The sequence below is a fragment of the Oceanobacter sp. 4_MG-2023 genome (assembly GCF_030689165.1).
Classification (GTDB): domain Bacteria; phylum Pseudomonadota; class Gammaproteobacteria; order Pseudomonadales; family Oceanobacteraceae; genus Oceanobacter.
The window spans coordinates 97,325-122,596 of the sequence record NZ_JAUYVV010000009.1 but is presented as its reverse complement, the minus strand read 5'-3'; the positions used below and the strand labels follow the sequence as shown (position 1 = coordinate 122,596).

At 53.1% G+C, this 25,272-nt stretch carries 24 protein-coding genes; 8 read left to right on the top strand and 16 right to left on the bottom strand.

The genetic code is table 11. The annotated features are described in order from the left end of the window. The first annotated feature begins 3 nt into the window (after nt 1-3). A complete protein-coding gene (gene argF / locus Q8W24_RS08860) occupies nt 4-921 on the top strand; it encodes an ornithine carbamoyltransferase (RefSeq protein ID WP_305475074.1) in 918 nt (305 codons plus the stop codon). 193 nt (nt 922-1,114) lie between these two features. Further along, on the top strand, nt 1,115-2,038 hold the full coding sequence (locus Q8W24_RS08855; RefSeq protein ID WP_303433350.1) for a LysR family transcriptional regulator: 924 nt from the start codon (nt 1,115-1,117) through the stop codon (nt 2,036-2,038). A gap of 21 nt (nt 2,039-2,059) precedes the next feature. Here Q8W24_RS08855 and Q8W24_RS08850 read toward each other — a convergent pair whose 3' ends face one another. Together Q8W24_RS08850 and Q8W24_RS08845 are read right to left on the bottom strand one after the other, a co-directional pair. After that, nucleotides 2,060-3,628, bottom strand: coding sequence for an ATP-binding protein (locus Q8W24_RS08850; RefSeq protein WP_303433351.1), 1,569 nt, complete (start codon nt 3,626-3,628; stop codon nt 2,060-2,062). Nucleotides 3,629-3,719: 91 nt separating this feature from the next. Then, nucleotides 3,720-4,460, bottom strand: coding sequence for a response regulator (locus tag Q8W24_RS08845; RefSeq protein WP_303433352.1), 741 nt, complete (start codon nt 4,458-4,460; stop codon nt 3,720-3,722). Between the two features lie 361 nt (nt 4,461-4,821). Between Q8W24_RS08845 and Q8W24_RS08840 the strand changes: the two genes are divergently transcribed. The 5 genes from Q8W24_RS08840 (at nt 4,822) to bcp (ending at nt 9,778) form a co-directional block, all read left to right on the top strand. Continuing rightward, the gene (locus Q8W24_RS08840; protein ID WP_305415384.1) at nt 4,822-4,998 is read left to right on the top strand and encodes a hypothetical protein; all 177 of its coding nucleotides are present in this window, start codon (nt 4,822-4,824) and stop codon (nt 4,996-4,998) included. Nucleotides 4,999-5,162: 164 nt separating this feature from the next. Beyond that, complete coding sequence (nrdA, locus tag Q8W24_RS08835; RefSeq protein ID WP_303433353.1) at nt 5,163-7,442, top strand: class 1a ribonucleoside-diphosphate reductase subunit alpha; 2,280 nt, start codon at nt 5,163-5,165, stop codon at nt 7,440-7,442. 176 nt (nt 7,443-7,618) lie between these two features. Beyond that, nucleotides 7,619-8,749 carry a class Ia ribonucleoside-diphosphate reductase subunit beta gene (nrdB, locus tag Q8W24_RS08830; RefSeq protein ID WP_303433354.1) on the top strand — a complete coding sequence of 377 codons (1,131 nt, stop codon included), beginning with the start codon at nt 7,619-7,621 and terminating at the stop codon, nt 8,747-8,749. Between the two features lie 17 nt (nt 8,750-8,766). Further along, nucleotides 8,767-9,252, top strand: a complete 486-nt coding sequence (yfaE, locus tag Q8W24_RS08825; RefSeq protein ID WP_305475070.1) for a class I ribonucleotide reductase maintenance protein YfaE — start codon at nt 8,767-8,769, stop codon at nt 9,250-9,252. 46 nt (nt 9,253-9,298) lie between these two features. Then, nucleotides 9,299-9,778, top strand: coding sequence for a thioredoxin-dependent thiol peroxidase (bcp, locus tag Q8W24_RS08820; protein ID WP_305475069.1), 480 nt, complete (start codon nt 9,299-9,301; stop codon nt 9,776-9,778). Nucleotides 9,779-9,888: 110 nt separating this feature from the next. Here bcp and Q8W24_RS08815 read toward each other — a convergent pair whose 3' ends face one another. From Q8W24_RS08815 to Q8W24_RS08800, 4 genes are all read right to left on the bottom strand, one after another. Next, the gene (locus tag Q8W24_RS08815) at nt 9,889-11,187 is read right to left on the bottom strand and encodes a homoserine dehydrogenase (RefSeq protein ID WP_303433357.1); all 1,299 of its coding nucleotides are present in this window, start codon (nt 11,185-11,187) and stop codon (nt 9,889-9,891) included. A 146-nt stretch (nt 11,188-11,333) separates the two neighbouring features. Continuing rightward, nucleotides 11,334-12,545: an alanine transaminase gene (gene alaC / locus Q8W24_RS08810; RefSeq protein ID WP_303433358.1), complete on the bottom strand. Its 1,212-nt coding sequence runs from the start codon at nt 12,543-12,545 to the stop codon at nt 11,334-11,336. A gap of 166 nt (nt 12,546-12,711) precedes the next feature. Next, entirely contained in the window at nt 12,712-12,951 is a 240-nt protein-coding gene (locus Q8W24_RS08805) for a hypothetical protein (RefSeq protein ID WP_303433359.1), read from the bottom strand. Between the two features lie 62 nt (nt 12,952-13,013). Then, a complete protein-coding gene (locus Q8W24_RS08800; RefSeq protein WP_305475067.1) occupies nt 13,014-13,673 on the bottom strand; it encodes a YbhB/YbcL family Raf kinase inhibitor-like protein in 660 nt (219 codons plus the stop codon). A 309-nt stretch (nt 13,674-13,982) separates the two neighbouring features. Here Q8W24_RS08800 and Q8W24_RS08795 point away from each other — a divergent pair, with 309 nt between their 5' ends. Next, nucleotides 13,983-14,495 carry a glycine cleavage system protein R gene (locus tag Q8W24_RS08795; protein WP_303433361.1) on the top strand — a complete coding sequence of 171 codons (513 nt, stop codon included), beginning with the start codon at nt 13,983-13,985 and terminating at the stop codon, nt 14,493-14,495. Between the two features lie 22 nt (nt 14,496-14,517). Here Q8W24_RS08795 and Q8W24_RS08790 read toward each other — a convergent pair whose 3' ends face one another. The 10 genes from Q8W24_RS08790 to Q8W24_RS08745 all read right to left on the bottom strand — a co-directional run bounded on the left by Q8W24_RS08790 (nt 14,518) and on the right by Q8W24_RS08745 (nt 25,018). Beyond that, nucleotides 14,518-15,153, bottom strand: coding sequence for a bifunctional 2-polyprenyl-6-hydroxyphenol methylase/3-demethylubiquinol 3-O-methyltransferase UbiG (locus tag Q8W24_RS08790; RefSeq protein WP_305475066.1), 636 nt, complete (start codon nt 15,151-15,153; stop codon nt 14,518-14,520). 111 nt (nt 15,154-15,264) lie between these two features. Continuing rightward, nucleotides 15,265-16,773: a ribosome biogenesis GTPase Der gene (der, locus tag Q8W24_RS08785; protein WP_305415390.1), complete on the bottom strand. Its 1,509-nt coding sequence runs from the start codon at nt 16,771-16,773 to the stop codon at nt 15,265-15,267. Nucleotides 16,774-16,848: 75 nt separating this feature from the next. Next, nucleotides 16,849-18,090: an outer membrane protein assembly factor BamB gene (gene bamB, locus Q8W24_RS08780; protein ID WP_305475065.1), complete on the bottom strand. Its 1,242-nt coding sequence runs from the start codon at nt 18,088-18,090 to the stop codon at nt 16,849-16,851. Further along, a complete protein-coding gene (locus tag Q8W24_RS08775; protein WP_305415392.1) occupies nt 18,090-18,749 on the bottom strand; it encodes a tetratricopeptide repeat protein in 660 nt (219 codons plus the stop codon). The genes bamB and Q8W24_RS08775 overlap by 1 nt, the downstream gene beginning before the upstream one ends. Before the next feature lie 82 nt (nt 18,750-18,831). Beyond that, entirely contained in the window at nt 18,832-20,112 is a 1,281-nt protein-coding gene (hisS, locus tag Q8W24_RS08770) for a histidine--tRNA ligase (RefSeq protein ID WP_303433366.1), read from the bottom strand. 54 nt (nt 20,113-20,166) lie between these two features. Further along, nucleotides 20,167-21,276, bottom strand: coding sequence for a flavodoxin-dependent (E)-4-hydroxy-3-methylbut-2-enyl-diphosphate synthase (gene ispG, locus Q8W24_RS08765; protein WP_303433367.1), 1,110 nt, complete (start codon nt 21,274-21,276; stop codon nt 20,167-20,169). Nucleotides 21,277-21,301: 25 nt separating this feature from the next. Further along, nucleotides 21,302-22,102, bottom strand: coding sequence for a tetratricopeptide repeat protein (locus tag Q8W24_RS08760; RefSeq protein ID WP_303433368.1), 801 nt, complete (start codon nt 22,100-22,102; stop codon nt 21,302-21,304). An 11-nt stretch (nt 22,103-22,113) separates the two neighbouring features. Then, nucleotides 22,114-23,232 carry a 23S rRNA (adenine(2503)-C(2))-methyltransferase RlmN gene (gene rlmN, locus Q8W24_RS08755; protein ID WP_303433369.1) on the bottom strand — a complete coding sequence of 373 codons (1,119 nt, stop codon included), beginning with the start codon at nt 23,230-23,232 and terminating at the stop codon, nt 22,114-22,116. Nucleotides 23,233-23,311: 79 nt separating this feature from the next. Then, nucleotides 23,312-23,737 carry a nucleoside-diphosphate kinase gene (gene ndk, locus Q8W24_RS08750; RefSeq protein WP_303433370.1) on the bottom strand — a complete coding sequence of 142 codons (426 nt, stop codon included), beginning with the start codon at nt 23,735-23,737 and terminating at the stop codon, nt 23,312-23,314. Nucleotides 23,738-23,845: 108 nt separating this feature from the next. Then, a complete protein-coding gene (locus tag Q8W24_RS08745; protein WP_303433371.1) occupies nt 23,846-25,018 on the bottom strand; it encodes an aminotransferase class V-fold PLP-dependent enzyme in 1,173 nt (390 codons plus the stop codon). Nucleotides 25,019-25,272: the final 254 nt, after the last annotated feature.

Here is a 25,272-nt window from a genome sequence, read left to right as displayed (position 1 = left end):
GGAATTGCTGTGAGACACTTTTTAACTCTGATGGATCTGACTTCAGAAGAGCTGAACCAGGTATTACAACGAGCAATAGAACTCAAGGCCATGCAACATCGCCATGAAGTCTATGAGCCCTTCAAAAACCAGGTGCTGGGGATGATTTTTGAAAAATCGTCCACTCGTACCCGGGTATCTTTTGAAGCTGGCATGACACAATTTGGCGGCGCAGCTATTTTTCTGTCGCCTCGGGATACCCAGCTGGGTCGCGGTGAACCCATCGAAGACAGCGCTCGTGTGCTGTCTCGCATGGTCGATATCATTATGATCCGTACCTTCGATCATGCCGATATCGAATTGTTTGCCAAGCATTCGACCGTCCCGGTCATCAATGCGCTGACGGATGATTATCACCCCTGTCAATTGCTGGCCGATATGCAGACCTTTATCGAGCACCGCGGTTCGATCAAGGGCAAGACCGTTACCTGGATTGGCGATGGCAACAATATGTGCCAATCGTATATGAACGCCGCGGTGCAGTTCGACTTCCACCTCAATATTGCTGTCCCGCCAGGGTTTGAGCCTGATACCGATTTGCTGGCCAAGTGTGGTGATCATGTTTCCCTGATGACATCTCCGGAAGAAGCGGCCACCCAGTCACACCTGATTGTGACCGATGTCTGGGCATCCATGGGCCAGGAAGAAGAACAAGCCGAGCGACTGCGTCAATTCAAGCATTACCAGGTAACTGAAGCATTGCTCGACAAGGCTGCCGATGACGTCCTGTTTATGCACTGCTTGCCTGCTCACCGCGGTGAGGAAATCAGTATGACCTTGATGGATGACCCCCGGGCTGTTGTATGGGATGAAGCTGAAAACCGCTTGCATGCGCAAAAAGCGCTGATGGAATTCTTGCTCAACAAGGCCCAAAACAAATAGCCGTCAACCCCGCTCGCTCACTGGTGATGGCCCTTGATTGGGCCTCTGCCAGCGGGTATCAGAATCATATCGACAGCAAGTCGCGACTCTTTTTTATCCTCAACAGCTGCCATTCTGAAATCCTTCTGTGCTTTCGGGCATGCTTGAACTAATATCATACTGTTAACCAACAAGATGAATTAAATTCAAAGCCATGCTAGAAATCAAACATCTCAGAACTCTGGTAGCACTGCGTGATGGCGGTACGCTGGTCGAAGCCGCCAAGCGGCTGTATCTGACCCAGTCGGCGCTTTCTCATCAGCTCAAGGATCTCGAAGACAAGCTGGGCGTGCGCTTGTTTGTACGTAAATCCAAACCGATACGTTTCACCCGTGCCGGTCTGGAAATGCTGCAAATGGCTGATCAGATCCTGCCGCAGTTACGGCAATGTGAGCTGGCATTAAAAAAGCTGGCCGGTGGTGAAACCGGCCGCTTGCATATGGTGATTGAATGCCACAGCTGCTTTGAATGGCTGATGCCCGCGATCAACCGTTTCCGGGATCACTGGCCCGATGTCGAAATAGACCTCACCACCAGCTTCCATTTTGACCCGTTACCGGCGCTCACCCGAGGGGATATCGACCTGGTAATCACCTCCGACCCGGAACCCGACAGCCGTATCCACTATCGGCCGTTATTTCGCTATCAATCGTTACTGGCCGTTTCCAACCAGCACCCACTGGCACACCAGGCCCAGGTAACGGCAACAGACCTAGCCCCCGAAACCCTGATTCACTATCCGATTGAACGCAAACGGCTGGATATTTATCAGCATTTTCTACTGCCAGCAGGTGTAGAGCCAGTTGCCAATCGCCAGACCGAGCTGACCCTGATGATGATTCAGCTGGTTGCCAGTGGCCGCGGTGTCGCCTGTTTGCCCAACTGGGCCTTACAGCCCTACCTGGATGCCAAATTGATCAGTGCCTTGCCATTGGGCAAGGGCATATGGCCAACCCTGTATGCAGCGATTCGTACTGATCAGCAAGATGACAGTTACATCAAGGATTTTCTCGACCTGTCAATTGATACCTGTTTCGATCGCCTGCAAGGGATTGAGCCTATACGCCAGACCAAATGATCTGATCGATGGCATAATGATCTAGTCCATATGGTAGCGCGGCCAGATCAGGCTGAATCTGGCACCGCCCAATTGTTCACTGCGACCAACGATGGCTCGCCCGCCGTGCCAGTAAGCGATACGCCGTACAATCGACAGACCCAAACCATAACCACCTGAGCTGCGGGTACGGCTGTCATCCAGCCGGGCAAAAGCCACAAAAACCTTTGGCCATTCGGCTTCCGGAATACCCGGGCCATCATCTTCGACATCAATACGGCATGTATCCACCGCAACACTGCAACGCACCTGGACGCGGGAATGGGCGTAACGACAAGCGTTACTCACCAGATTTTGTACCGCCCGATGAATATAGCGAGGCTCTACTTCCACCAGCGTATTCTGTAACCGTTCGGTTTCCAGAAACAGCACCTCGATATGGGCCGGTGGTCGCGCTTCCGCAGCAACCTGACGAGCAATATCCGTCAAGACCACTTCATGAAACTCCAATAACGGCCCACCTTCCTCCAGGCGGGCATACGTCAGAATTTCATCAATCAGTTGGTCCAGTTCCTGAATATCCGTATCCATCCCCTGTATCTGCTGCTTCAGGTACGGAGACTCAACTTCATCTTCAATAATTTGCAATCCAAAACGCAAGCGGGCCACCGGCGTCCTTAACTCATGAGAAACGGCCCGCAGCATCTCTCGCTGGATATCAATCAGCCGCTGAATATGCTCAGCCATCTTGTTAAAGGAACTGCCCAGGCGATTGACCGGATCAACTCCCGTCACCGCAATACGGGCCGACAAATGCCCTTGCGCCAGACGTCCCGTTACCTGGTCCAGATTCCGCAGCCCCGACTCCAGCGTTGTAACCAGCCAGAAAACCACCAGAGCCAGCACCAGTACTGCCATTAAACCAAGAATCAGCCAGGTGTAAGCGGGAGTTTGCCGCGGAGTATTCAACGGCCCAATCATCAAATGATAGTTATCCCCTAGCCGTACATCGACCAGCCGGGAAGACACAGGATAAGTTGGAGCCGATTTCATCACGGCCAGACGGACAGGCACCGTCAGCTGCTCTGCCAACCACTGTTCATAACTGACCGCATCCATCCCGGACACCTGGTAGTGATGCCGGATCAAATCCGCAAATTGCGCCCAGGCCAGCTCGATATTGCCATCAAAATAAAAGGTCACCACAGCGCCGGATACGACACGACTCAAATCGTCAATATTGGGGACGGACGAGGGATAGGCAGACAACAACGATGCATCAGGCGAGCTGGTACCCCCACTCAAAAAACGAAACTGCATATCGCTATCGTCCAGTACCGTAATCACTCGGCCTCGTAATAAACGGTAGCGTTCATAGCTGTTCAGAGTCCCCAGACCAGCCTGTTCAACCCAGCCATGTTGCAGTGACTGACGAAAGCGTTCTCCCATATCCCCACTATTCAGCACCTGCAAAGGACGCCCCAGATCCTGCTCCCAGTATTCATGCAAACTGATATACCGAATCAGACTCAGCGACAAAAGGCAAAACACAACAATACCGCTGATGGTCATTATCAGGGTGCCATAGACGCGCAAGAACATGATGCTCATCCGTCCACCCTCAGACCCGGGCCAATACGAACACCACAACACCAGCCAACCGGCCGGAACAGCATGGCCCGCGTATCAGAAAGAAAGGTCATTACAGCTCTTTCACAAACAGGTATCCCTTGCTGCGCACCGTCTTGATACGGCGAGGATTGACCGGATCATCACCGACCTTGGGACGAATACGAGACACCCTGACATCAATCGAGCGATCCTGCCCATCGTATTCAATCCCCCGCAGCTGATGAAAAATTTCTTCACGTGTTAATACTCGCCCGGCGCTGTTGCACAACAACCAGAGCAAATCGAACTCGGCACTGGTCAAATCGATGCTGCGCCCTTCCAGCCAAGCCTCCCGCATGGCGCTATCAACCACCAGATTACCGAACGTCAAACGATTTTCCTGATTTGGCGTGTCGGTCACTGTCTCCTCAAGATGACGAACCCGGCGCAACAAGGCTCGAATTCTGGCCAACAGTACCCGTGGGCGTACCGGCTTGGCCACGTAATCATCCGCCCCCATCTCCAGACCCAGCACCTGATCGAGATCTTCAGTCCGGGCGGTCAGCATCAGAATCGGACCGCGATAGTGAGGACGCACCAAACGGCACACCGCCAGACCGTCTTCCCCTGGCAGCATCAGATCCAATACCACCAGATCGGGCTGTTCCGTCTTGATACGTTCAATTGCACGGCTGCCATCACCTTCGATGGCAACAACCAGGCCATTACTTTCCAGATAGTCTTTGGTCAATGCTGCCAGTCGCTCATCATCCTCAACAATCAGGATGCGCCAGTGATCATCCGAGTCATATGCCATTTTTTCGTCTGCCATCCAGAGATTTCTCCGTTACGGGGTTCTGCCGCAACATTTATTGCGACCTGTCAGATTAACAGCCGATCGTGCTTATAGCTCGGAGCAGTCAAACCGTCTGTTAACTCCTGTGCATTCCGTCACAAAAGTTATTCAAGCCACCAGCAAGCGCCTCCGTCCCTGGTACCAAAAACGATCGACCCTGATAACAAACCAGCAACCGTTAACACACCAGAAGCAATGCGGCTTGCAGCTTGTTCCGCAGTAACGGGCCAATATGATACTAAAAATCACCCACATCTCATGCACATCTAATACACATGTTATTCACAAGCGGGATCCTCCCTGACAAGTAGGCCACACTAGATGTGGGGTTGAAACCATGGCCAAGGCCCATTATCTTGTGCCGCTTTCTTCGGCTTGTGGAACACGCTATGTCATCAAATCGTTCCGTTCTTCAGGCTTGCTTGATGCTAAAATCAGGCACAGCAATTTACATTCAGCACGAACACGCCATGAGCTGGCCACAATCCAAAGCCAGGCGATCGCTGCTGATTGATGGCCAGGATTGAAACAGACACACATCAGGACTTTCCCTTTTGCGCCCAACTTGCCGCCATCCGCTGATACCAGATCAGGGTAGCAGCAAGAACAATGGCCGGAGACAAGTCACTATCAGGCATGGACGTGATCAGAATACCTTCGAGTACAGGCACACTTAACATGAATAGCGCTCTCAAAGTCAGTAAACGCGATGGTCGTCAGGAACTGCTGGATCTGGACAAGATCCACAAAGTGGTTACCTGGGCCGCAGAAGGACTGGATAACGTCTCCGTCTCCGAAGTTGAACTTCGTGCCCATCTGCAATTTTTTGACGGCATCCAGACCTCAGAAATCCACGAGACCCTGATCAAGGCCGCTGCCGACCTGATTTCCGACCAGGCACCGGATTATCAATATCTGGCTGCGCGCCTGAATATCTTTCATTTGCGCAAAAAAGCCTTCGGCCAATACGAGCCACCGGCGTTGCTGGATCATGTGCGCAAACTGGTCGACAACAAACGCTACGACAGCCATCTGCTGGACGATTACAGCGAAGCCGATTACGCCGAGATGGAAACCTTCCTCGATCACAGCCGCGACTTGAACTTCAGTTATGCCGCGGTAAAACAATTGGAAGGCAAGTACCTGGTACAGAATCGCGTTACCGGTGAAGTGTTCGAAAGTGCCCAGTTCCTGTACCTGCTGATTGCAGCCTGTCTGTTCAGCAGCTATGAAAAGGATCGGCGCCTCGATTTCATCAAACGTTTTTACGATGCGATTTCGACCTTCAAGCTATCGCTACCCACTCCTATTATGGCAGGCGTACGGACACCGACACGCCAGTTCAGCTCATGCGTGCTGATTGAAGCCGGAGACAGCCTCGACTCCATCAATGCCACCGCCAGCGCCATTATCAAATACGTTTCCCAACGGGCAGGCATTGGTATTAATGGCGGCCGTATTCGTGCTCTGGGTAGCCCGATTCGTGGTGGTGAAGCCTTCCACACCGGTTGTATTCCGTTTTACAAACACTTCCAGACTGCGGTGAAATCCTGCTCTCAGGGCGGTGTTCGCGGTGGTGCTGCCACGCTGTTCTACCCAATCTGGCATTACGAAGTCGAATCCCTGCTGGTATTGAAAAACAACCGGGGCGTTGAAGAAAACCGCGTGCGTCATATCGACTATGGTGTACAGATCAACAAGCTGATGTACGAACGCCTGATCAAAAACGGCAATATCACCCTGTTCTCGCCATCCGATGCCCCGGGCCTCTACGACGCGTTTTTTGAAGATCAGGAACGTTTTGAACAGCTGTATACCAAATACGAGCAAGACGACAGCCTGCGCAAAAAAACCATCAAGGCCGTCGATCTGTTCTCCAGCATGTTACAAGAGCGGGCCAGTACCGGTCGTATCTATATCCAGAACGTTGACCACTGCAATACCCATAGCCCGTTTAATCCGAAAAAAGCCCCTGTACGCCAGTCCAACCTGTGTCTTGAGATTGCCTTGCCAACCAAGCCATTGATGGATATTAACGACGAGAGTGGCGAAATTGCCCTGTGTACGCTGGCAGCCTTCAACCTTGGAAGCCTGGACAACCTGGATGAACTCGAAGAGCTGTCCGACCTGATAGTACGGGCACTCGACAGCCTGCTCAGCTATCAGGATTACCCGGTCCCGGCCGCCGAACGAGGCAGCCTCGGTCGTCGCACCCTGGGTGTTGGCGTTATCAACTACGCCTATTATCTGGCCAAAAACGGCGTCCGTTACTCTGATGGCTCAGCCAATGGCCTGACCCACAAAGCGTTTGAAGCCATTCAGTACTGGCTGCTGCGAGCTTCCGTCGGCCTGGCAAAAGAACAGGGGGCCTGCCCGCTGTTTGAAGAAACCACCTACGCTCAGGGTATTTTGCCTATCGATAGCTACAAGAAAGATATCGATACTTTCTGTGATGAGCCGCTACACTACGACTGGGAAACCCTGCGCAAGGAAATCAAGGAACATGGCCTGCGCAACTCCACGCTAACAGCGCTGATGCCATCGGAAACCTCTTCCCAGATCAGTAATGCAACCAACGGTATTGAGCCGCCACGGGGCTATATCAGCGTCAAACAAAGTAAAGATGGTATTCTCAAGCAGGTAATACCCGAGTACGAAAACCTCAAGGATGCCTACGAACTGTTATGGCAAATTCCCAGCAACCAGGGCTACCTGCAACTGGTCGGTATCATGCAGAAATTTGTTGATCAGTCGATTTCTGCCAATACCAACTATGACCCCGCCCGGTTCAGTGGCAACAAGGTGCCCATGCAGCAACTGATGCGCGACCTGTTAATGGCCTATAAATACGGCGTCAAAACCCTGTACTATCACAACACCCGTGATGGCATGGAAGACCCTCAGAAAGACGTGATCGAAGAAGACGATGACTGCGCAGGCGGAGCCTGTAAAATCTAGTACGAAAAATTCAACGTACTTTCTACTGATTCTCTTTTAACACTGCACAAGGCCGGTACAATCAACACGCTATGTTGATAGTACCGGCAACAACCCGCTGTGTAAGGAAGCGCACACGGGTCTTTTCAATCCGAAGAATGACAACGGCCGAACAGGCCAGCGAGACGATACTGGCTATGGCCTACACCACCTTCAACCGCAACGAATTTGATACCTTCAAACAGCCCATGTTTTTTGGCGAGCACGTCAATGTTGCCCGTTATGATCAACAGAAACACAAGATTTTTGAAAATCTGATCGAAAAACAACTGTCGTTTTTCTGGCGCCCTGAAGAAGTGGATTTGACTAACGACCGTAAGGATTTTCTTGATCTGCCCGATCATGAAAAACACATCTTCGTCAGCAACCTGAAATACCAAACCCTGCTCGACTCGGTTCAGGGGCGTTCTCCCAACGTGGCATTTTTGCCCGTAGTCTCGCTGCCGGAACTTGAGACCTGGATTGAAACCTGGTCATTCAGTGAAACCATTCACAGCCGCTCTTATACCCATATTGTCCGTAATATCGTGCCCAATCCGGCAACGATTTTTGACGACATCACCCGTAACGAGCACATCACTCGCCGGGCGGTCTCAGTGACACATTACTACGACAGCTTTATTGAACTGAGTAATTATTACCAGCAACTGGGCGAAGGTACGCATACCGTCAACGGCCAGACCGTTGAAGTCAATATGCACGAGCTCAAGCGTCGTCTGTATCTGACCCTGGTGTCCGTCAACGTATTGGAAGCCATCCGTTTTTACGTCAGCTTTGCCTGCTCTTTCGCTTTTGCCGAACGGGCCAAAATGGAAGGTAATGCCAAAATCATCAAGTTGATTGCCCGTGACGAAGCGCTGCATCTCACCGGCACCCAGCATATGCTGCAAATTATTGCTCGCGGTAAAGATGATGCCGACTTTGCCGTGATTGCCGAAGAGTGCAAAGCCGATGTTGTCCGTATCTTTGCCGAAGCCGCCCAGCAAGAAAAAGAATGGGCCGATTATCTGTTCAAGGACGGCTCCATGATTGGCCTGAACAAGGATATTCTCTGTCAGTACGTTGAATACATCACCAACCAGCGTATCGCCGCCCTGGGCTTTGATCGTATTTTTGAAGCCCGCTCCAACCCGCTGCCCTGGATCAACTCCTGGTTAAACAGCGACAACGTCCAGGTCGCTCCACAGGAATCTGAAATCAGCTCCTACCTGGTCGGTGCTCTCGACAGTGAAGTTGACACCAACGATCTCGGCGACTTTGATCTTTGATGAGTCGTCCATATCCCATGAGTCAACCCCCGGAGAGCAACCACCAGGATCTGTCTTCGTCAGCGAACGACAGCTTTGAGCTGGATGGCAACATCGAACCGGACAGTGGCACCGGACTGCCACCGTTCGAGTTGGAGCCCCCTCCGGCTACCTCCGACAGCTCTGCCCAACAGGTTGAGTTATATCTGCCGGAGCGTGACCCTGAACAGCCGGAGCAGACACCCCAGCTCGAGCTGGAGGGTATGGCTCCGCCTGTTTTTGCCATTACTCTCAATGATGGGCATCAGGCCCGCTTCCAATACGCAGCTAACTTGCTGGAGTCTCTTGAAGCCCAGCAGATCGATGTCCACTTTCAATGCCGGGAAGGCTATTGCGGCAGTTGCCGTGCCCAGCTGCTCAGTGGTGAAGTGCATTACGCCAACGACCCATTGGCCTGGCTGAATGAAGGCGAGATCTTGTTGTGCTGCTGTATCCCTCGCAGCGACGTCAAGATCAAGCTGTAGCGGTTGTAGCAGCGCTAATGAATCCAACGAATATAAGGAGAGCCTTATGTGCAGCGCACTTGTCTTACCAGAAGCCGGAACTCCGGCACCAGCCTTTACCACACTGAATCAGCGCGGTGACACCGTGTCACTCAGCGATTACCAGGGTAAAACCCTGATTCTTTATTTCTACCCCAAAGCCATGACGCCAGGCTGTACCACCCAGGCCTGTGGACTGCGGGACAGTCAGGCAGAGCTGGCAGCCCACAACGCCGTTGCCGTTGGTATCAGTCCGGATGCACCCGCCCGGTTACAAAAATTTATCGACCGCGATCAACTCAACTTCGACCTGCTTTCGGATGAAGACCATCAGATTGCCGAAGCCTATGGGGTATGGGGCCTGAAAAAATTCATGGGCAAGGAATATATGGGGATCAACCGCATCACCTTTATTATTGGTGCAGACGGTATCATTCAGCATGTGATGCCGAAGGTAAAAACCAAAAGCCATCACGATGATGTGATTGCGTTGCTGACCATCGCCTGAGTCCTTTCGGCCGCCTGACTGCGTGCGGAGAAAAAGCGTCGGAGAAAAAACCAACAAGGCGGCCAGAACGGCCGCCTGTGTCTATCATCTGTCTGCTACCAGTGTCTCTGTCAGTCGAGCTGCTCAACCCGGATCCGGGTTACTGCACCCACGGTGCTTTCCAGCGCTTCAATCGCTGCAATCGCCGCATTCATGGCTTTTTCCACAATACGGTGAGTCAGCAAAATAATCTGCGCCAGCTCTTCCCCTTCCTTGGGTTCTTTTTGAATGATGGCTTCGATATTAATGCCGCGCTCACTCAGAATCGTGGCTACCGATGCCAACACCCCGGTTTTATCCTGCACCTGAAGGCGCAGATAATACGAAGTGACCACTTCTTCCATCGGCAGGACCTGCTCATCTTCGATTTCGTTGTACGCCAGATGGTTCACCCGCACCGAGGCATCGGCTTCCAGCGTCCGCGCCAGATCAATGATATCCGCAACAACAGCAGAGGCTGTTGGGCCAGCACCGGCTCCCGCACCAACGTACAGCGTATCGCCAACGGCATTACCGTTCACCATCACAGCGTTTAATACGCCATCTACCTTGGCAATCGGCCGGGCTTCCGGAATCAGGGTCGGATGCACACGTAAATCAATGCCTTTTTCTGTTTGACGACTGACCCCCAGGTGCTTGATGCGATAGCCCAGCTCTTCTGCAAATTCAACGTCATCCCGGGTAATCTTGCTGATGCCTTCGGTGTAACAACGATCAAATTGCAACGGAATACCGTACGCAATCGATGCCAGAATTGTCAGTTTGTGGGCCGCATCAATGCCTTCAACATCAAAGGTAGGGTCTGCTTCGGCATAACCCAGCTGTTGGGCCTCTGCCAACACATCGTTAAAATCCCGGCCTTTATCGCGCATCTCGGTCAGGATAAAGTTGCCGGTTCCATTGATGATACCTGCCAGCCAGTTGATACGGTTGGCGGCCAGCCCTTCCCGCAGCGCCTTGATGATAGGAATACCACCGGCAACACCGGCTTCATACATCACCGACACGCCCTTGGCTTCTGCCTGGGCAAAAATCTCTGCGCCATGCTCGGCAATCAATGCCTTGTTGGCAGTCACCACGTGCTTGCCGTGCTCAATCGCCGTTAATACCAGCTCACGAGCGACCTCATAACCACCAATCAACTCCACCACTACATCGATTTCAGGGTTTTTGGCCACCTCAAAAATATCGTTAGTCATGGGAATAGTGCTGGTGTCGTAAGCGGGATTCGGACGACGAGCTCCGATCTGCGCCACAATAATCTCGCGACCTGCCCGGCGTGCAATGTTTTGCGCATTGGTCGTCAGTACATCAAATGTACCGCCACCGACTGTACCTAAACCGCAGATACCTACTTTTACCGGTTTCAAGGTCTTCTCCTCTTTGCTGGATAAAATCGAACGCTATAGCGCAGTGGCTGATCACCGTTCTTTATATATTGTTCACTGTATTTTAGCGGCTGTAATGCCTTGCCTTGCCGCATATCGCGCTGCCTGGTGCGAATTGTCAGCCCAGTTCAGTCACCCTGATAATGGCCATCCTTGCGCAGCATATGCTTGATACCACGCAGTGCCTGACGGGTACGCTGGTCGTTTTCAATCAGGGCCAGACGTACATGGTCGTCGCCGTATTCACCAAAACCGATACCCGGTGACACAGCGACCTTGGCATCCAGCAAGAGTTTTTTGCTGAACTCAAGTGATCCCATCGCCCGATATGGCTCAGGAATACGTGCCCAGATAAACATGGTGGCCTTGGGAATATCGACCTGCCAGCCCATATCATTCAAGCCTTTGCACAACACATCACGCCGATGTTTGTACATCTCGCAGATCTCGTGCACCACCGACTGGTCGCCTTCCAGAGCCGCAATAGCCGCCACCTGAATGGGAGTGAATGTACCATAATCAAGGTAAGACTTGATCCTGCCAAGGGCGTGAATCAGGTCTTTATTACCGCAACAGAAACCGACCCGCCATCCCGGCATATTGTAGCTTTTGGACAACGAGAAAAATTCGACCGCAACATCCCGGGCACCTTCAACTTGCAGAATCGACGGCGGTTGATAACCATCAAAGGCGATATCCGCATAGGCCAAATCCTGCACTACCCAGATCTGGTGTTCGCGGGCCATCTCGACCACCCGTTCAAAAAAATCCAGCTCAACACATTGCCCGGTCGGATTACCGGGAAAGTTAAGCACCAGCATTTTGGGTTTGGGCCAGCTGTTTTTGATGGCTTTTTCCAGCTCGGCAAAAAAATCCACGTCCGGAGTCATTGGCACATGGCGAATATCCGCACCGGCCAATACAAAACCATAAGGATGAATCGGGTAAGCCGGATTGGGCACCAGTACTGCATCCCCGGGGCCAAGCGTCGCCAGCGCCAAATGCGCCAGACCTTCCTTGGAGCCTATTGTAGTAATCACTTCAGTATCCGGGTCGAGCTCAACGTCGTAGCGGTTTTTATACCAGTTAGCCATGGCTTTGCGCAGCCGTGGAATGCCCTTCGACTGGCTGTAACGATGCGTGCCTTCTTTTTGCACCGTTTCAACCAGCTTGTCGACAATATGCTGTGGCGTATCCTGATCCGGGTTCCCCATCGATAAATCCACGATGTCTTCACCACGGGCTCGCGCCGCCATTTTCAACTCACCGATAACGTTGAAAACATAAGGGGGCAAACGCTCAATACGCGGAAAATGCTTGTTCATGGTGGACTCTTTCATCAATGGCAGAAAAGCCCAACAGGCTACTGGATGGCGGCGCTTTGATCAATGGAAGGCGTGCCGTTACGCTCACGCCTGGTGCTGTAGCGCAAGGCAACGACGGGCATGGAGCCATGTAGGAAGCACCGACGAGGCTTCCGTGTCGATGCCGTGAAAGCCTGCAATATTATGATTTTGGCATCGTCTTTATTTTACGTATCAGCCAATGACCCAACGCCACTTCCCCGATGGCCATCACACCGTACAGTGCGCCGAACATAAACGAAGAGCCGATAAAGGCAATAATGATCAAGGCGAGAAACGCCAGCATCAGGTTTCTTTTATCCCTGAGTAGTGTCGAATCACTGGATAAGACAAACCCAGCGAACATGCCGATCACGAGTCCTACAATAATGCGTCCTAACATGTGTCCATTTTCCTGAAAAAGCGATTGTTTATCGAAGCGACTCTGTTTCACAGCCGATATGTTTACGGTTTTTTGTCATGCGCCGGAATGGCTGTCCGTTCAAAGCTGACGCTTAACGAATCCGATGCCAGCACCCAATCATGCATGTGTTTTCGCAACATGGTGGCAGAAACCTTGTCTGCGGGCGTCAAATCCAAGGATTTTGACAGGGCATAAAGATGAAAGGTATAGACTTTGATGCCCGGACCTTTCGAGCAAGGCGGAGCATATTCGTTTTTCTGGTTCACAATATTATTCCCCAGTGTACCAACCGACTGCCCGGCTTCCGTACCCGCCACCGTTGGTGGAATATTGTACATGCTCCAGTACCAGCGTATGCCCTCCGGTCCTTTTGATGGCGGTGGCTGTGTGCCACCGTCTGCCCGACTGCCAGCGTCAGGATTGGGCCTGGAACTGGATTCGGGTGCTCGCGGAAGCTGTGGTTCCGGCCCTGGCCTGGGCTGATGATCCATAATGATCACCAGCGACCGGGTTCCATCCGGCACCCCACTCCAGCTTAGCGGTGGAGACATGCCACCACCGTCACAGGTAAATTGAAGCGGTAATGCACCACCATCGGAAAATGCGCGGCTGGTCAGTTCAAGACCGTCATTGGCCCGGACTGTCATTGGCATCAGCAATACCAGGCCTGCGATCGCGAGCGCCGTTATGCTTGCATTCATATTCATAATCCACCATCTCTTTGTATCATCCCGTCATCTCCGACAGGACTGTCAAGTCGAAGATCAGCCAGGCTATCCGGGGCTGAGCATTGTAGGGCCAATGCCCCGGAGCCACCAGACAGCGGGCAGCGACCATAGCGTCAGTCAGTACTGACACCCTGCTGCCAGGCTCGTTCAGGTAAAGAACAAGCGGCTTGTATTCAACCAAGACAAGGGCCTATCTCCTTGCTAGTCTTTTGATCTCAGGGCGTTTGACGACACCTCCCTGATCACAAAATGCCCTTTTCATTTTTCAGGTACTTTTTATTTATGACGTTATCTCTGGTTCTGACTGTCATTGCCGATGACAAGCCCGGCATTGTTGAAACAATTGCCGCCGTGATCAGTCGCCACCATGGCAACTGGACCGAAAGCCATCTTGCCAATCTGGCGGGCAAGTTTGCCGGTATTATTCTGGTGACTCTCAAAGAGTCTGCCGCTGCCAATGAGTTACAAACCGAGCTGGCAGCACTTGCAAGCCAGGGCATCGAGATTCGGGCCGAAGCTGGCTTGCCAGATCACCGCAGCAGCCACCATTTGAACCTGAGTCTGGTGGGTAATGACCGCCCTGGAATTGTCCAGGCCGTATCCAGGGTATTGGCCACCCTGGAGGTGAATGTACTGGAATTAAGCAGCGAATGCGCCCAGGCAGAAATGTCTGCGTTATCCCTGTTCAAAGCCCGGGCAGAGTTACAGGTTCCCGACACTCTGGATCACGAAACACTGACCGCCGCACTGGAACAGCTGAGTGATGAGTTGATGGTCGAAGTAACCCCCGTCTGAACCGACCGGCCAGCGGCCATCGTCAGCTATCCCGGTCGCGCCGTAAAATCACCGTTTGCCAGCTGACCTCAGGGCGTTCAAGCAGATCGCCCCGATCAGCTCTTGGGGTCAACTCTTCTACCGAGATTTTCAGAGGCTTGGCTATGGCTCTGACTTCAACGGCACTGACCGGGTACATCGGTCGTTCAGGATCTCCGGAACCACTGCGCAAGGTCATCACAATCACACCGGTATCAGCCAGCATTTGTACCAGTCGCCGCAAAGCGACTGGCCGATGCGCGATGGACAAATGCATCCAGACCGCTGACAGCAGAATCAGCTGATAACGCTCATCCGGTACTTTTTTCAGGGCTGGCAAGGAATCATCAATCCATTGCAGCTGGTCTGATCCCATTTCCAGTGCCATTGACCGCTGTTGACCTATTTCACGCATGCCGGCTGCCGGCTCCACCGCAGTGACATGCCAGCCTTGTTGCGCTAACCAGCAGGCATCCCGGCCGCAACCGGCCCCGACATCCAGCGCTCGTGCTCCTGGCTGCACAGGCACCAGAGGCAGCCAGCTACCGTGCACCTGCTCAACGGTCAGGCCGTCATAGCAGTCCGCCAGCCGTTTGGCATGGCGATGGTAAAAATCAACACTGGCAGTGGGAGATGGCATGACAACCTCAAAAAAAGCGCCGCCGCTACGACAATCGTAACGGCGGTTTGCGCTCACCCTATCACAACACCGGTAAGGGGCAAGATTTCAAACATTAAGCCCGGCAACAACTCAGGGTTTGTTACGTGCTTTACGATATTTATCGAGTTTGATCTGACGAATATTCGCCGTTTTGACCACCGCCTCTGCCCGACTCTTGCGACGGTGGCGAACCTCTTTCTGCTTGTCTGCAAACGGGTTTTCGCCCTGACGGAACTCAACCCGAATGGGCGTGCCCTTGATGGCCAGTACCCGGCGGAAGGTATTGGCCAGATAACGTTTGTAATCATCCGGCAAGTCATTCACCAGATTACCGTGAATCACCAGCACTGGCGGGTTGGAGCCACCCTGGTGCGCGTAACGCAATTTCGGCCGCCGATTACGTACCATCGGCGGTTGATGGGTTGCCACAGCGTCTTCCAGAATCCGGGTCAGCATATTGGTTTGCCATTTGCCCATGGCCGATTCGTAGGCCTGGTCAACCGATTCATACAGATGGCCGACACCCGTACCGTGCAAGGCCGAAATAAAGTGCATATCGGCGAACGTCAGAAAATCAAAGCGGCGGTCAATTTCATCTTTGACGCGCTGCTTTTCATCCGCTTCCATGCCATCCCATTTATTGATGGCAATCACCAGAGCCCGGCCTGCGTTCAGCACAAAGCTGAGCATATGCAGGTCTTGTTCAACAATACCGGTACGGGCATCCAGCACCAGAATACAGACATGACAATCCTGAATGGCTTGCAGGGTTTTGATAATAGAGAATTTTTCGGCGGCTTCACTGATATTCTTGCGACGTCGCACCCCGGCGGTATCGATCAGGGTGTAATCCTGGCCATGACGCTCATAGGGAATGTAAATACTGTCACGCGTGGTACCGGCTTCGTCATAGACCACAACCCGGTCTTCCCCCAAAAAGCGGTTCACCAGCGTCGACTTGCCCACATTCGGACGCCCGACCACGGCGATCTTGATGCCTTTGACGTCGAGCTCTTCGTGTACGACTTCTTCCGCCGGGCTTTCTTCGCCTTCATCCCAAACGTAGTGCCAGTCGTTTTCAGGGTGAGCAACCGGTTCGTCGGAGACCCCATGAAGCTCATCCATCACATGATCTATCAGTGAGGAAACACCACGGTTATGTGCTGCGGCAATGCCCAGCGGTTCGCCCATGCCCAGTTCGTACATTTCAACCAATACAACATCGGGGTTTTTGCCGTCGATCTTGTTGGCAATCAGATAAGCCGACTTGCCGCTTTTACGCAGGTAGTTGGCGATCATCCGGTCGCCTTCCAGAATACCGGCGCTGGCATCAACCATAAAAAAGACGATATCGGCTTCCTGTATCGCCTGAAAGCTCTGGGAAGCCATGGCTTCATCGATACCGACTTCTTCACCACTGATACCGCCGGTATCAATAACAATAAACGGCCGCTCGCCGACCTTGCCTTCACCATATTTACGATCGCGGGTCAGCCCGGCGATTTCCGCTACCAGTGCATCGCGAGACTTGGTAAGACGATTAAACAGAGTGGACTTGCCAACATTGGGACGACCCACCAAAGCGATGACTGGAACCATGAAATACCTCAGATAAAAAGGGGAGCCAATAAGCTCCCCGGAAAAACAACGCTGATCACTATGAAAGCAGCAAGACTATTCTTCTGCAGTGACCAGCATAACGTCACCGGCATTGGTATAGACCACTACGCCCCTGTCGGTGACCAGCAAGGGGCTACGCACACCAAAGTCACGACCATGCAGCTGCCGCCAGCGAGTGGCTTCCGACTGATTAGGATAGCTGACGTGTAAAGCATTGGGAATAAGAGACAAACGTGCCAGCAAGGCACCATCCACCTGACTGAGCAGATACAGGAAGCCTTCGCTGTCGGTGACGACCAGATTGTTCTGGTAAGCTTCGACGCCTCCCAGCTGGCGACCCTTCAGACTGCCCTGGGTCCAGACCGGATCACCACCATACACATCAAATGCGCGAATACTACTGTCATCCAGAGTCAGATAGACGTTACCCAGAGATAACACCGGGCTGGTATAGCTTGAGCCATCTTCTTCCCAACGCGTTTCACCCGTGGCACTGATGGCGGCTACCTTGCCGTGATAACTGGCGGCATAAATCAGTTGGTTTTCAACCACTACAGTGCCGTCTGCATCCACCAGGCGTTCCAGCTCGGAACGACCTTCCGGTGTTGCCAGGCGGACATCCCAGCGCGGAATACCCAAACGCCGGTCCAGCGCAATCACCTTGCCATTGGCCAAACCCAGTATTACCAGTTCACCGGATACCACAGGGGCGGCGGTACCGCGTACCGACAGAATCGGCATCGCGGTTTCATACGACCAGCGTTGTTCCCCGCTATAACGATCAAAGGCCGAGACCCGACCATCAATGGTGTGAACATAGACGCGCTCGTCATCCACTTCCGCAGCGGCCACCGCTTCACTGGACAATTGGGCTTGCCAGACAGGTTGGCCCTGATCAGCTGTCAGGCTATGCAGCACGCCATCAACCGTTACCAGAAACAGATGCTCACCGGCCAGCGTAACACCGGCCGATACCGGTTTTTCCAGCGTCTGTTGCCACAGCGTGCGACCGGAGTCCAACGCCAGCGACCAGACAGAGCCGGAGGTATCGGCGGCATACAGTACATCGTCCGCAGCCACGGCTTGCAAACGGCTGTAATTGCTACCCGGGCCATCCCCGATATGAGTGCGCCAGACAATATCCAGGCCATTACTGCCCAATGAAGGCAGGTTCTCGGCATCGGTTTGAGGTTGCGAAGAACAGGCGCTGACCAGAACGGCGGCCAACAGTAACCCGGTGCGGGTGACTCTGCCAGCGACCAGCCGTTGGCGGCCAAATTTCAGACCGCTCAGCATCAGGCGTCCTCAGCGGCGATCAGAAAATCGCTTTTGCGTTGCAGCAGCTGGGTATCCACACCCAGTACGGCAGCAGCATCCAGCGCTTCCTGATAGGCCACCCGGGCTGCTGCGCGGTCGCCTTTGCGGAACAAGGCATCACCACGGGCTTCCAGATACTGGGGGGCATAAGCCGGGTCCGGTACATCGCTCACCAGGGCCAGCGCCGCATCGGTATCATCCAGTTCAACCAGTACATCAGCCAGACGCGCGGTGGCCAGGTATTTGATTGGCGCTTCAGCGCTATCAACCAAGGCTCTCAGCTCGGCAGCCGCACTGTTCATATCACCGTTATCCGCAGCAAAGCGCGCCAGAAACAGGCTGGCAAACTGACTGTAAGTGCTTTTGCCAAAATCACTTTTCAGCTGCTCAGCCAGGACAATTGCTTCTTGCTGGGCAGCCTCATTACCAGACATGATAGCCGCAGAGGCTTTTTCAGTCAGTGAGGAATACAGCGCTGATGCCGCTTCTCCGGTGGTCTGTTGCTGGGTCTGATAATAATTCCAGCCCAACCAGCCAGCCGCAACCAACACAATGGCTATCAGCGTGCTCTTGCCATTTTCATCCCACCAGCGTTTGAGCATTTCTGCCTGTTCTTCATCCGTACGCAGTTCTGTCATGACCTGGCTACCTTATTCGTATTCGTTATGTTCATTCGATATCTATTAATGCCAGTGTAAGCACTGTTCAGCCGTCAGGCTGTTACAGCATTGCTTCAGCCAGCCAATCAGACAAGCCGGACTGGGCAATGGTTTGCTGCTCAGCATCATTCCGTAAATCCTTGATGGTGATCTGCTCTGCTGCCAATTCATTCTCACCCAGTAACAAGGCAAAACGAGCACCACTTTTATCGGCTTTTTTCATCTGGCTCTTGAAGCTGCCACCGCCGCAGTGGCACTGTATCCGCAGCCAGCTGTGTTCTTCGCGCAAGCGATCGGCCAGCAACAGTGCGGCCATGTCTGACCCTTCACCCATGGCGCAGAGGTACAGATCGACGGTTTGGGTGACCGCCGAAGGAATCACATCCAGGGTTTCCAGCAGCAGGATCAGCCGCTCAATCCCCATGGCGAAACCCACCGCCGGGGTCGGTTTGCCACCCAGCTGTTCCACCAGACCATCGTAACGGCCACCAGCACACACAGTGCCCTGGGAGCCAAGCTGGTCCGTGACCCATTCAAACACGGTCTTGTTGTAGTAATCGAGCCCACGTACCAGACGCTGGTTGATTTCATAAGCAACCCCGGCGGCATCCAGAATGGCACGCAGTTTGGCAAAATGTTCCCGGCTGTCGTCATCGAGATGGTCGTGCAACTGCGGGGCATCAGCCAGCAGCGCCTGGGTGTTGGGATCTTTCGAATCCAATACCCGCAGCGGGTTGCTTTCCAGACGACGTTGACTGTCTTCGTCAAGCTGGTCCTTGAACTGACTGAGATACGCCACCAGAGCGGCCCGATATTCAGCCCGGGCGGCGTTGCTGCCCAAAGTGTTCAGCTGCAGTGTGACCACATCCTTGAGGCCAAGTTGCTGCCATAAGCGGGCTGTCATCAAAATCAGTTCGGCATCGATATCTGCGGTGGCAATACCGAAGGTTTCCACACCCACTTGAAAGAATTGGCGATAGCGGCCTCTTTGTGGCCGCTCATGACGAAACATCGGGCCGGTGTACCATAACCGCTGGGTCTGGTTGTACAGCAAGCCATGTTCTTCACAGGCACGTACGCAGCTGGCAGTACCTTCCGGGCGCAGCGTCAGGCTGTCGCCATTACGGTCATCGAAGGTGTACATTTCTTTTTCGACGATATCCGTCACTTCACCAATCGAGCGTTTGAACAGGTTGGTGCTCTCAACAACCGGCATCCGGATTTCATCATAGCCATGTCCAGCCAGCAGATCCTTGACGGTACCTTCCAGGTACTGCCACACCGGGCTTTGCGCTGGCAGGATATCGTTCATGCCGCGAATGGCTTTTATTTTCTTGGACATAATCTCTGGGTTATTCCTGTAGTTCTGCAGTCTCAAATTCTGCTTTCTGCGGTCTCAGCCGGAGACAATCAGATTGTCACGTTCTTTGTCGAGCTGGTCGGCACGTTCACGAATCAGACGTTCGAGATCATCCACCAGCGTCTCGTTGTTCAGCTTTCCGGCCGGTTTGCCATCGATATACACCAGGTTGGGCTGACCACCGGCCAGACCCAGGTCAACTTCCTTGGCTTCACCAGGACCGTTCACCACGCAACCGATCACCGCTACATCCATATTGGTGCGGATATCTTCGACCCGGGTTTCCAGGTCGTTCATGGTCTTAATAACATCGAAGTTTTGTCGTGAGCAGCTGGGACAGGCAATAAAGTTGATGCCTCGGGAGCGCACTTTCAGTGACTTCAGCATATCCCAGCCGACTTTGACTTCCTGTACCGGGTCTGCTGCCAGCGACACACGAATGGTGTCACCGATACCGTCCCACAGCAGCAGGCCCAGACCGATGGAGGATTTGACCGTACCACCACGCAAGCCACCAGCTTCCGTGATACCCAAATGTAACGGCTGTTCGATCTGGCTGGCGATTTGGCGGTAAGCGGCCACCGTCATAAAAATATCGGAGGCCTTCAGACTCAGCTTGTATTCCTGAAAGTCGAGGCGATCGAGAATATCGATATGGCGCATGGCCGATTCCACCAGCGCTTCCGGGGTTGGCTCGCCGTATTTTTTTTGCAGATCTTTTTCCAGCGAACCGGCGTTCACACCGATCCGAATCGGAATATTATGGTCACGAGCAGCATCCACTACCGCGCGCACACGGTCTTCACGGCCAATATTGCCGGGGTTGATACGTAAACAATCCACTCCCAGTTCAGCCACACGCAAGGCAATGCGGTAGTCAAAATGAATATCGGCCACCAGCGGAATATTGACCTGCTTGCGGATCCGGCCAAAGGCTTCGGCAGCATCCATAGAAGGGACAGAAACCCGCACGATATCGGCACCAGCATCCTGAGCCTGCTGAATCTGCGCTACCGTAGCCGCGACATCCGTGGTTTCGGTGTTGGTCATGGTCTGGATCGAGATCGGTGCATCACCGCCAACCGCGACGTCACCGACCATGATCTTGCGACTTTTTCGACGTTTGATCGGATTTTCAAAATGCATCAGTCAGTCTCGCTCGTACCGGTTATCAATCGTTGCTGCTGTCCAGGGATTCCTGGTACAGACGGTATTCGTTGGAATTCGGAAATTGTTTTTTCAGTTGCGTCGCCAGCGTAATGACCTTGTCGGTATCCTGACGAATCGTCGCCAGCTTGATACCCAGCCACAGGCTGTGCGATGTATGACGGGTGTTACCCTTGCTGACCAGGCGATCCAGACGGTCAAAATACTTGCGTGACTCATCGTAGCGCTGGGCTTCAAACAGCAGGGTGGAGACATTCACCAGCGCATCAACACTGTATGGCGACAAACGTAATGCTTCCATATAGCTGTCAATGGCATTGGACGGCTGGTTCTGGCGGTAATAGTTCATCGCCAGGTCGTTATACGCACTGGCACGGCTGTCGTAATAACGATCTCCGGCTGCCGTTTCGAGCCATTTTTTCGCCTTGTCATACTCTTTCATCTGGATATACAGCCGTCCCAGATGATGTTTGGCGGCGGTATACGAGCTGTCGTTGGCAATGGCCTTACGCATAAAATCTTCCGCCAGGTCGTACTCGGCTTCCATTTGCCACACCAGCCCCATGGCGTCGTTGGCAGGGGCATGATTCGGGTCCATGGCCAGTGCTTTTTGCAACCTCTGGCGGGCCAGGTCCGGGCGATTCTGTTGCAGGTAGCCAAAGCCAAGCTGGGTGTAGTTTTCCAGCGCCTTGTCCGGGTTCTTGTTTTTTTGCAAGCGGCTTTCGGTGGTGGTTACACAGGCCGTCAAAACCAGTGCCAGGGTAATCATGACCAATTGCTGCAAGATATTACGGAGCTGTCTCATACCTGAGGGCCTTATTGGTTGGAATCCAGTTGCACCGCATTGATATAACGCTCACTGCGGCGAGTACGATCCTCGACCTTGCCGACCAGCTGGCCGCAAGCGGCGTCGATATCATCGCCGCGTGTCGAACGTATTGTCACAATATGATTCTGACTGACCAGATAATCACGGAAACGGTACACGCGATTATTGCTTGGACGTTTGTAGCCAGAATTAGGAAACGGGTTAAATGGAATCAGATTGATCTTGCAAGGTACCTGTTTCAGCAACTCTGCCAGCTCAATCGCCTGTTCCAGGCTGTCGTTGATACCATCCATCATGGTGTATTCGATGGTCGCCTTGCGTCGATCCGGCAACCTTGCCAGATAACGATTGGTAGCAGCAATCAACTCGGCAATCGGGTATTTGCGGTTGATCGGTACCAGCTGGTTACGCAACTCGTCATTCGGGGCATGCAGTGATACCGCCAGCGAGACGTCAGTGACTTCTCCTAGCTTATCCAGCATCGGCACCACACCGGAAGTACTCAGCGTTACCCGACGTTTCGACAAACCGTAGGCATTGTCTTCCATCATCAGATGCATGGCATCGACGACGTTATCAAAATTCAACAGCGGTTCGCCCATGCCCATCATCACCACGTTGGTAATACGACGTTCACGGCGTTCACCAGGCTCATGAAAACTCATCGAGGCAACGTAGACCTGGCCAATAATTTCCGCCACTGTCAAATCACGGTTAAAGCCCTGCTTGCCGGTGGAGCAAAAGCTGCAATCCAGCGAGCAACCTATCTGTGAGCTGACACACAGGGTGCCGCGTTCTTTTTCCGGAATGTACACGGTTTCAATCGAGCTGCCGCCAGGCATACGCATTACCCACTTGCGGGTACCGTCGGCAGAAATATTTTCATAGACCACTTCAGGCAGACGGATCTCGGCGAGATCGGCCAGCTTGGCACGCAAAGGCTTGCCCATATTGGTCATTTTTTCGAAGTCGGCTTCGCCATACTGATGAATCCACTTCAGCATTTGCTGGGCACGGAATTTCTTTTCACCAATATCGGTGAAAAAAGCTTCCATTTTTACTGGAGACAAGCCCAGCAAATTGATCTTTTGAGTGGTATCGGTCATCAAGCAGTTACCTGGCGTAGCGCTTCCGAGCAGGAAAAAACAGAACGAACGGGAGCAAACCGCTCCCGTTCAGACAAAATCAACGTGCGCAGATTTCGTCAGCAGAGAAGAAATAAGCAATTTCACGAGCAGCAGATTCTGCAGAATCAGAACCGTGTACTGCGTTGGCATCAATGCTTTCAGCGAAATCAGCGCGGATAGTACCGGCTTCAGCTTCTTTAGGGTTGGTTGCACCCATCAGTTCGCGGTTCAGCAGGATAGCGTTTTCACCTTCCAGAACCTGTACAACGACAGGACCAGAAGTCATGAAACCAACCAGATCCTTGTAGAAAGGACGTTCTTTGTGCTCAGCGTAAAAACCGCCTGCTTTATCATCGTCCAGGCGCACCATTTTGGCAGCAACAACACTCAGGCCAGCTTTTTCGAAACGGGCAATGATGTCACCGATTGCATTTTTGGCAACGGCATCTGGTTTGATAATAGACAGTGTACGTTCAACAGCCATGTGTAACTCCAATAGTAAATGTATTCAGGGGGTTAAAAATCCGGCGGATTATACGCACGTTTTGGTAAAAGGTGTACGCATGTAACCGCTGTCAGACCCAACCCCGTCTCAACCCCGGCTGGTCTGCTGACGTAACCGCGTTACAATCCGGCTCACCTGCTCAATGGCAAAGTCAATATCGTCCTCGGTGGTGTAACGGCCGACACTGAAACGCAGCCCGGCATGAGCCAGCGCATTGCTGCGCCCAATGGCTTTTAACACGTAAGAAGGCTCGATACTGGCAGAGGTACAGGCCGACCCGGACGATACCGCCACTTGCGCCAATGAGGCGAGCAGGATTTCACCGTCAACCCCGTCAAATGACAGATTAAGCAGACCAGCAACCCGCTGCTGGGCATGGCCATTCAGATAGACATCCCCCAACTCCAGCAAGGCCTGCTGTAACCGCTCGCGCAAGGCCGTGATACGCGGTAACTCTTCCGCCAGCAGGGTCGCGGCCATTTGCGCAGCCGTACCGATACCGACGATCTGGTGGGTTGGCAAGGTGCCTGAGCGCATGCCGCGCTCATGGCCACCACCGTGAATCTGGGCATCAATATGCACCTGTGGCTGACGGCGTACATACAACACGCCGATGCCTTTGGGGCCATAAAACTTGTGGGCCGATACCGATAACAGATCTACCCGCCAGTGGTTAACATTCACCGGCAGCTTGCCAACCGCCTGGGCAGCATCCACATGCAGCAGCGCCGGGTGATCACTCAACTGCTCTGCCACTGCGGCGATATCCGTCAGGGTACCGATTTCGTTGTTCACCGCCATCAGGGAAACCAGTACGGTATCGTCCCGCAAGGCATCGGCGACCTGTTGCGGCTGGATCAGACCATCGGCATCTGGCGTCAGCAGGGTAATGGCGACATCCTGTTGCTTCAGCCAGGCCAGGGTATCGAGTATCGCCTTGTGCTCAATGGCGGAACTGATGATATGGCAGGATTTGCCCGGATGATGGCGGCGGTAATATTCAACCACCCCTTTAAGGGCCAGGTTATTGCTTTCTGTTGCACCGGAGGTCCAGACAATTTCACGCGGTTCGGCACCCAATACGTCAGCCACCTGACGCCGGGCTTTTTCAACCGCCTGTTCCGCTTGCCAGCCAAAGCGATGGGAGCGTGAAGCCGGGTTGGCAAAATTGCCATCCATGGTAAGGCAAGCCGTCATGGCCTCAGCCACCGCCGGGTCAACTGGCGTCGTGGCAGCATAATCAAGATAAAGGGTTTTCATTGCAGATCCAAATCACATCGGGCGAAACAGATAACAGATAGTGTAGCGCTGCCACCAAGAGCGTCAGAATACAGTAAACACATGGCGGCAACGGGGAATAATAACGCAAAATTGCCGCTGATCGACAACAACCGCAGTTTACTCTCTCGATACGATTGGTCGCTTATGGCGTCGCGGACCTCTCTGATCCGGCTAACCTAACCATCCAATCAAACCGTTCAATCAAACCATCCAATCAAACCAAGCAGGTCGAT

Excerpts from the sequence above, each read along its gene's own strand:
- Q8W24_RS08855 (WP_303433350.1), top strand. The coding sequence starts at position 1,115 with ATGCTAGAAATCAAACATCTCAGAACTCTGGTAGCACTGCGTGATGGC.
- Q8W24_RS08850 (WP_303433351.1), bottom strand. The coding sequence starts at position 3,628 with ATGAGCATCATGTTCTTGCGCGTCTATGGCACCCTGATAATGACCATC.
- Q8W24_RS08845 (WP_303433352.1), bottom strand. The coding sequence starts at position 4,460 with ATGGCAGACGAAAAAATGGCATATGACTCGGATGATCACTGGCGCATC.
- Q8W24_RS08840 (WP_305415384.1), top strand. The coding sequence starts at position 4,822 with ATGGCCAAGGCCCATTATCTTGTGCCGCTTTCTTCGGCTTGTGGAACA.
- nrdA (WP_303433353.1), top strand. The coding sequence starts at position 5,163 with ATGAATAGCGCTCTCAAAGTCAGTAAACGCGATGGTCGTCAGGAACTG.
- nrdB (WP_303433354.1), top strand. The coding sequence starts at position 7,619 with ATGGCCTACACCACCTTCAACCGCAACGAATTTGATACCTTCAAACAG.
- yfaE (WP_305475070.1), top strand. The coding sequence starts at position 8,767 with ATGAGTCAACCCCCGGAGAGCAACCACCAGGATCTGTCTTCGTCAGCG.
- bcp (WP_305475069.1), top strand. The coding sequence starts at position 9,299 with ATGTGCAGCGCACTTGTCTTACCAGAAGCCGGAACTCCGGCACCAGCC.
- alaC (WP_303433358.1), bottom strand. The coding sequence starts at position 12,545 with ATGAAAGAGTCCACCATGAACAAGCATTTTCCGCGTATTGAGCGTTTG.
- Q8W24_RS08805 (WP_303433359.1), bottom strand. The coding sequence starts at position 12,951 with ATGTTAGGACGCATTATTGTAGGACTCGTGATCGGCATGTTCGCTGGG.
- Q8W24_RS08800 (WP_305475067.1), bottom strand. The coding sequence starts at position 13,673 with ATGAATGCAAGCATAACGGCGCTCGCGATCGCAGGCCTGGTATTGCTG.
- Q8W24_RS08795 (WP_303433361.1), top strand. The coding sequence starts at position 13,983 with ATGACGTTATCTCTGGTTCTGACTGTCATTGCCGATGACAAGCCCGGC.
- Q8W24_RS08790 (WP_305475066.1), bottom strand. The coding sequence starts at position 15,153 with ATGCCATCTCCCACTGCCAGTGTTGATTTTTACCATCGCCATGCCAAA.
- der (WP_305415390.1), bottom strand. The coding sequence starts at position 16,773 with ATGGTTCCAGTCATCGCTTTGGTGGGTCGTCCCAATGTTGGCAAGTCC.
- bamB (WP_305475065.1), bottom strand. The coding sequence starts at position 18,090 with ATGCTGAGCGGTCTGAAATTTGGCCGCCAACGGCTGGTCGCTGGCAGA.
- Q8W24_RS08775 (WP_305415392.1), bottom strand. The coding sequence starts at position 18,749 with ATGACAGAACTGCGTACGGATGAAGAACAGGCAGAAATGCTCAAACGC.
- hisS (WP_303433366.1), bottom strand. The coding sequence starts at position 20,112 with ATGTCCAAGAAAATAAAAGCCATTCGCGGCATGAACGATATCCTGCCA.
- ispG (WP_303433367.1), bottom strand. The coding sequence starts at position 21,276 with ATGCATTTTGAAAATCCGATCAAACGTCGAAAAAGTCGCAAGATCATG.
- Q8W24_RS08760 (WP_303433368.1), bottom strand. The coding sequence starts at position 22,102 with ATGAGACAGCTCCGTAATATCTTGCAGCAATTGGTCATGATTACCCTG.
- rlmN (WP_303433369.1), bottom strand. The coding sequence starts at position 23,232 with ATGACCGATACCACTCAAAAGATCAATTTGCTGGGCTTGTCTCCAGTA.
- ndk (WP_303433370.1), bottom strand. The coding sequence starts at position 23,737 with ATGGCTGTTGAACGTACACTGTCTATTATCAAACCAGATGCCGTTGCC.
- Q8W24_RS08745 (WP_303433371.1), bottom strand. The coding sequence starts at position 25,018 with ATGAAAACCCTTTATCTTGATTATGCTGCCACGACGCCAGTTGACCCG.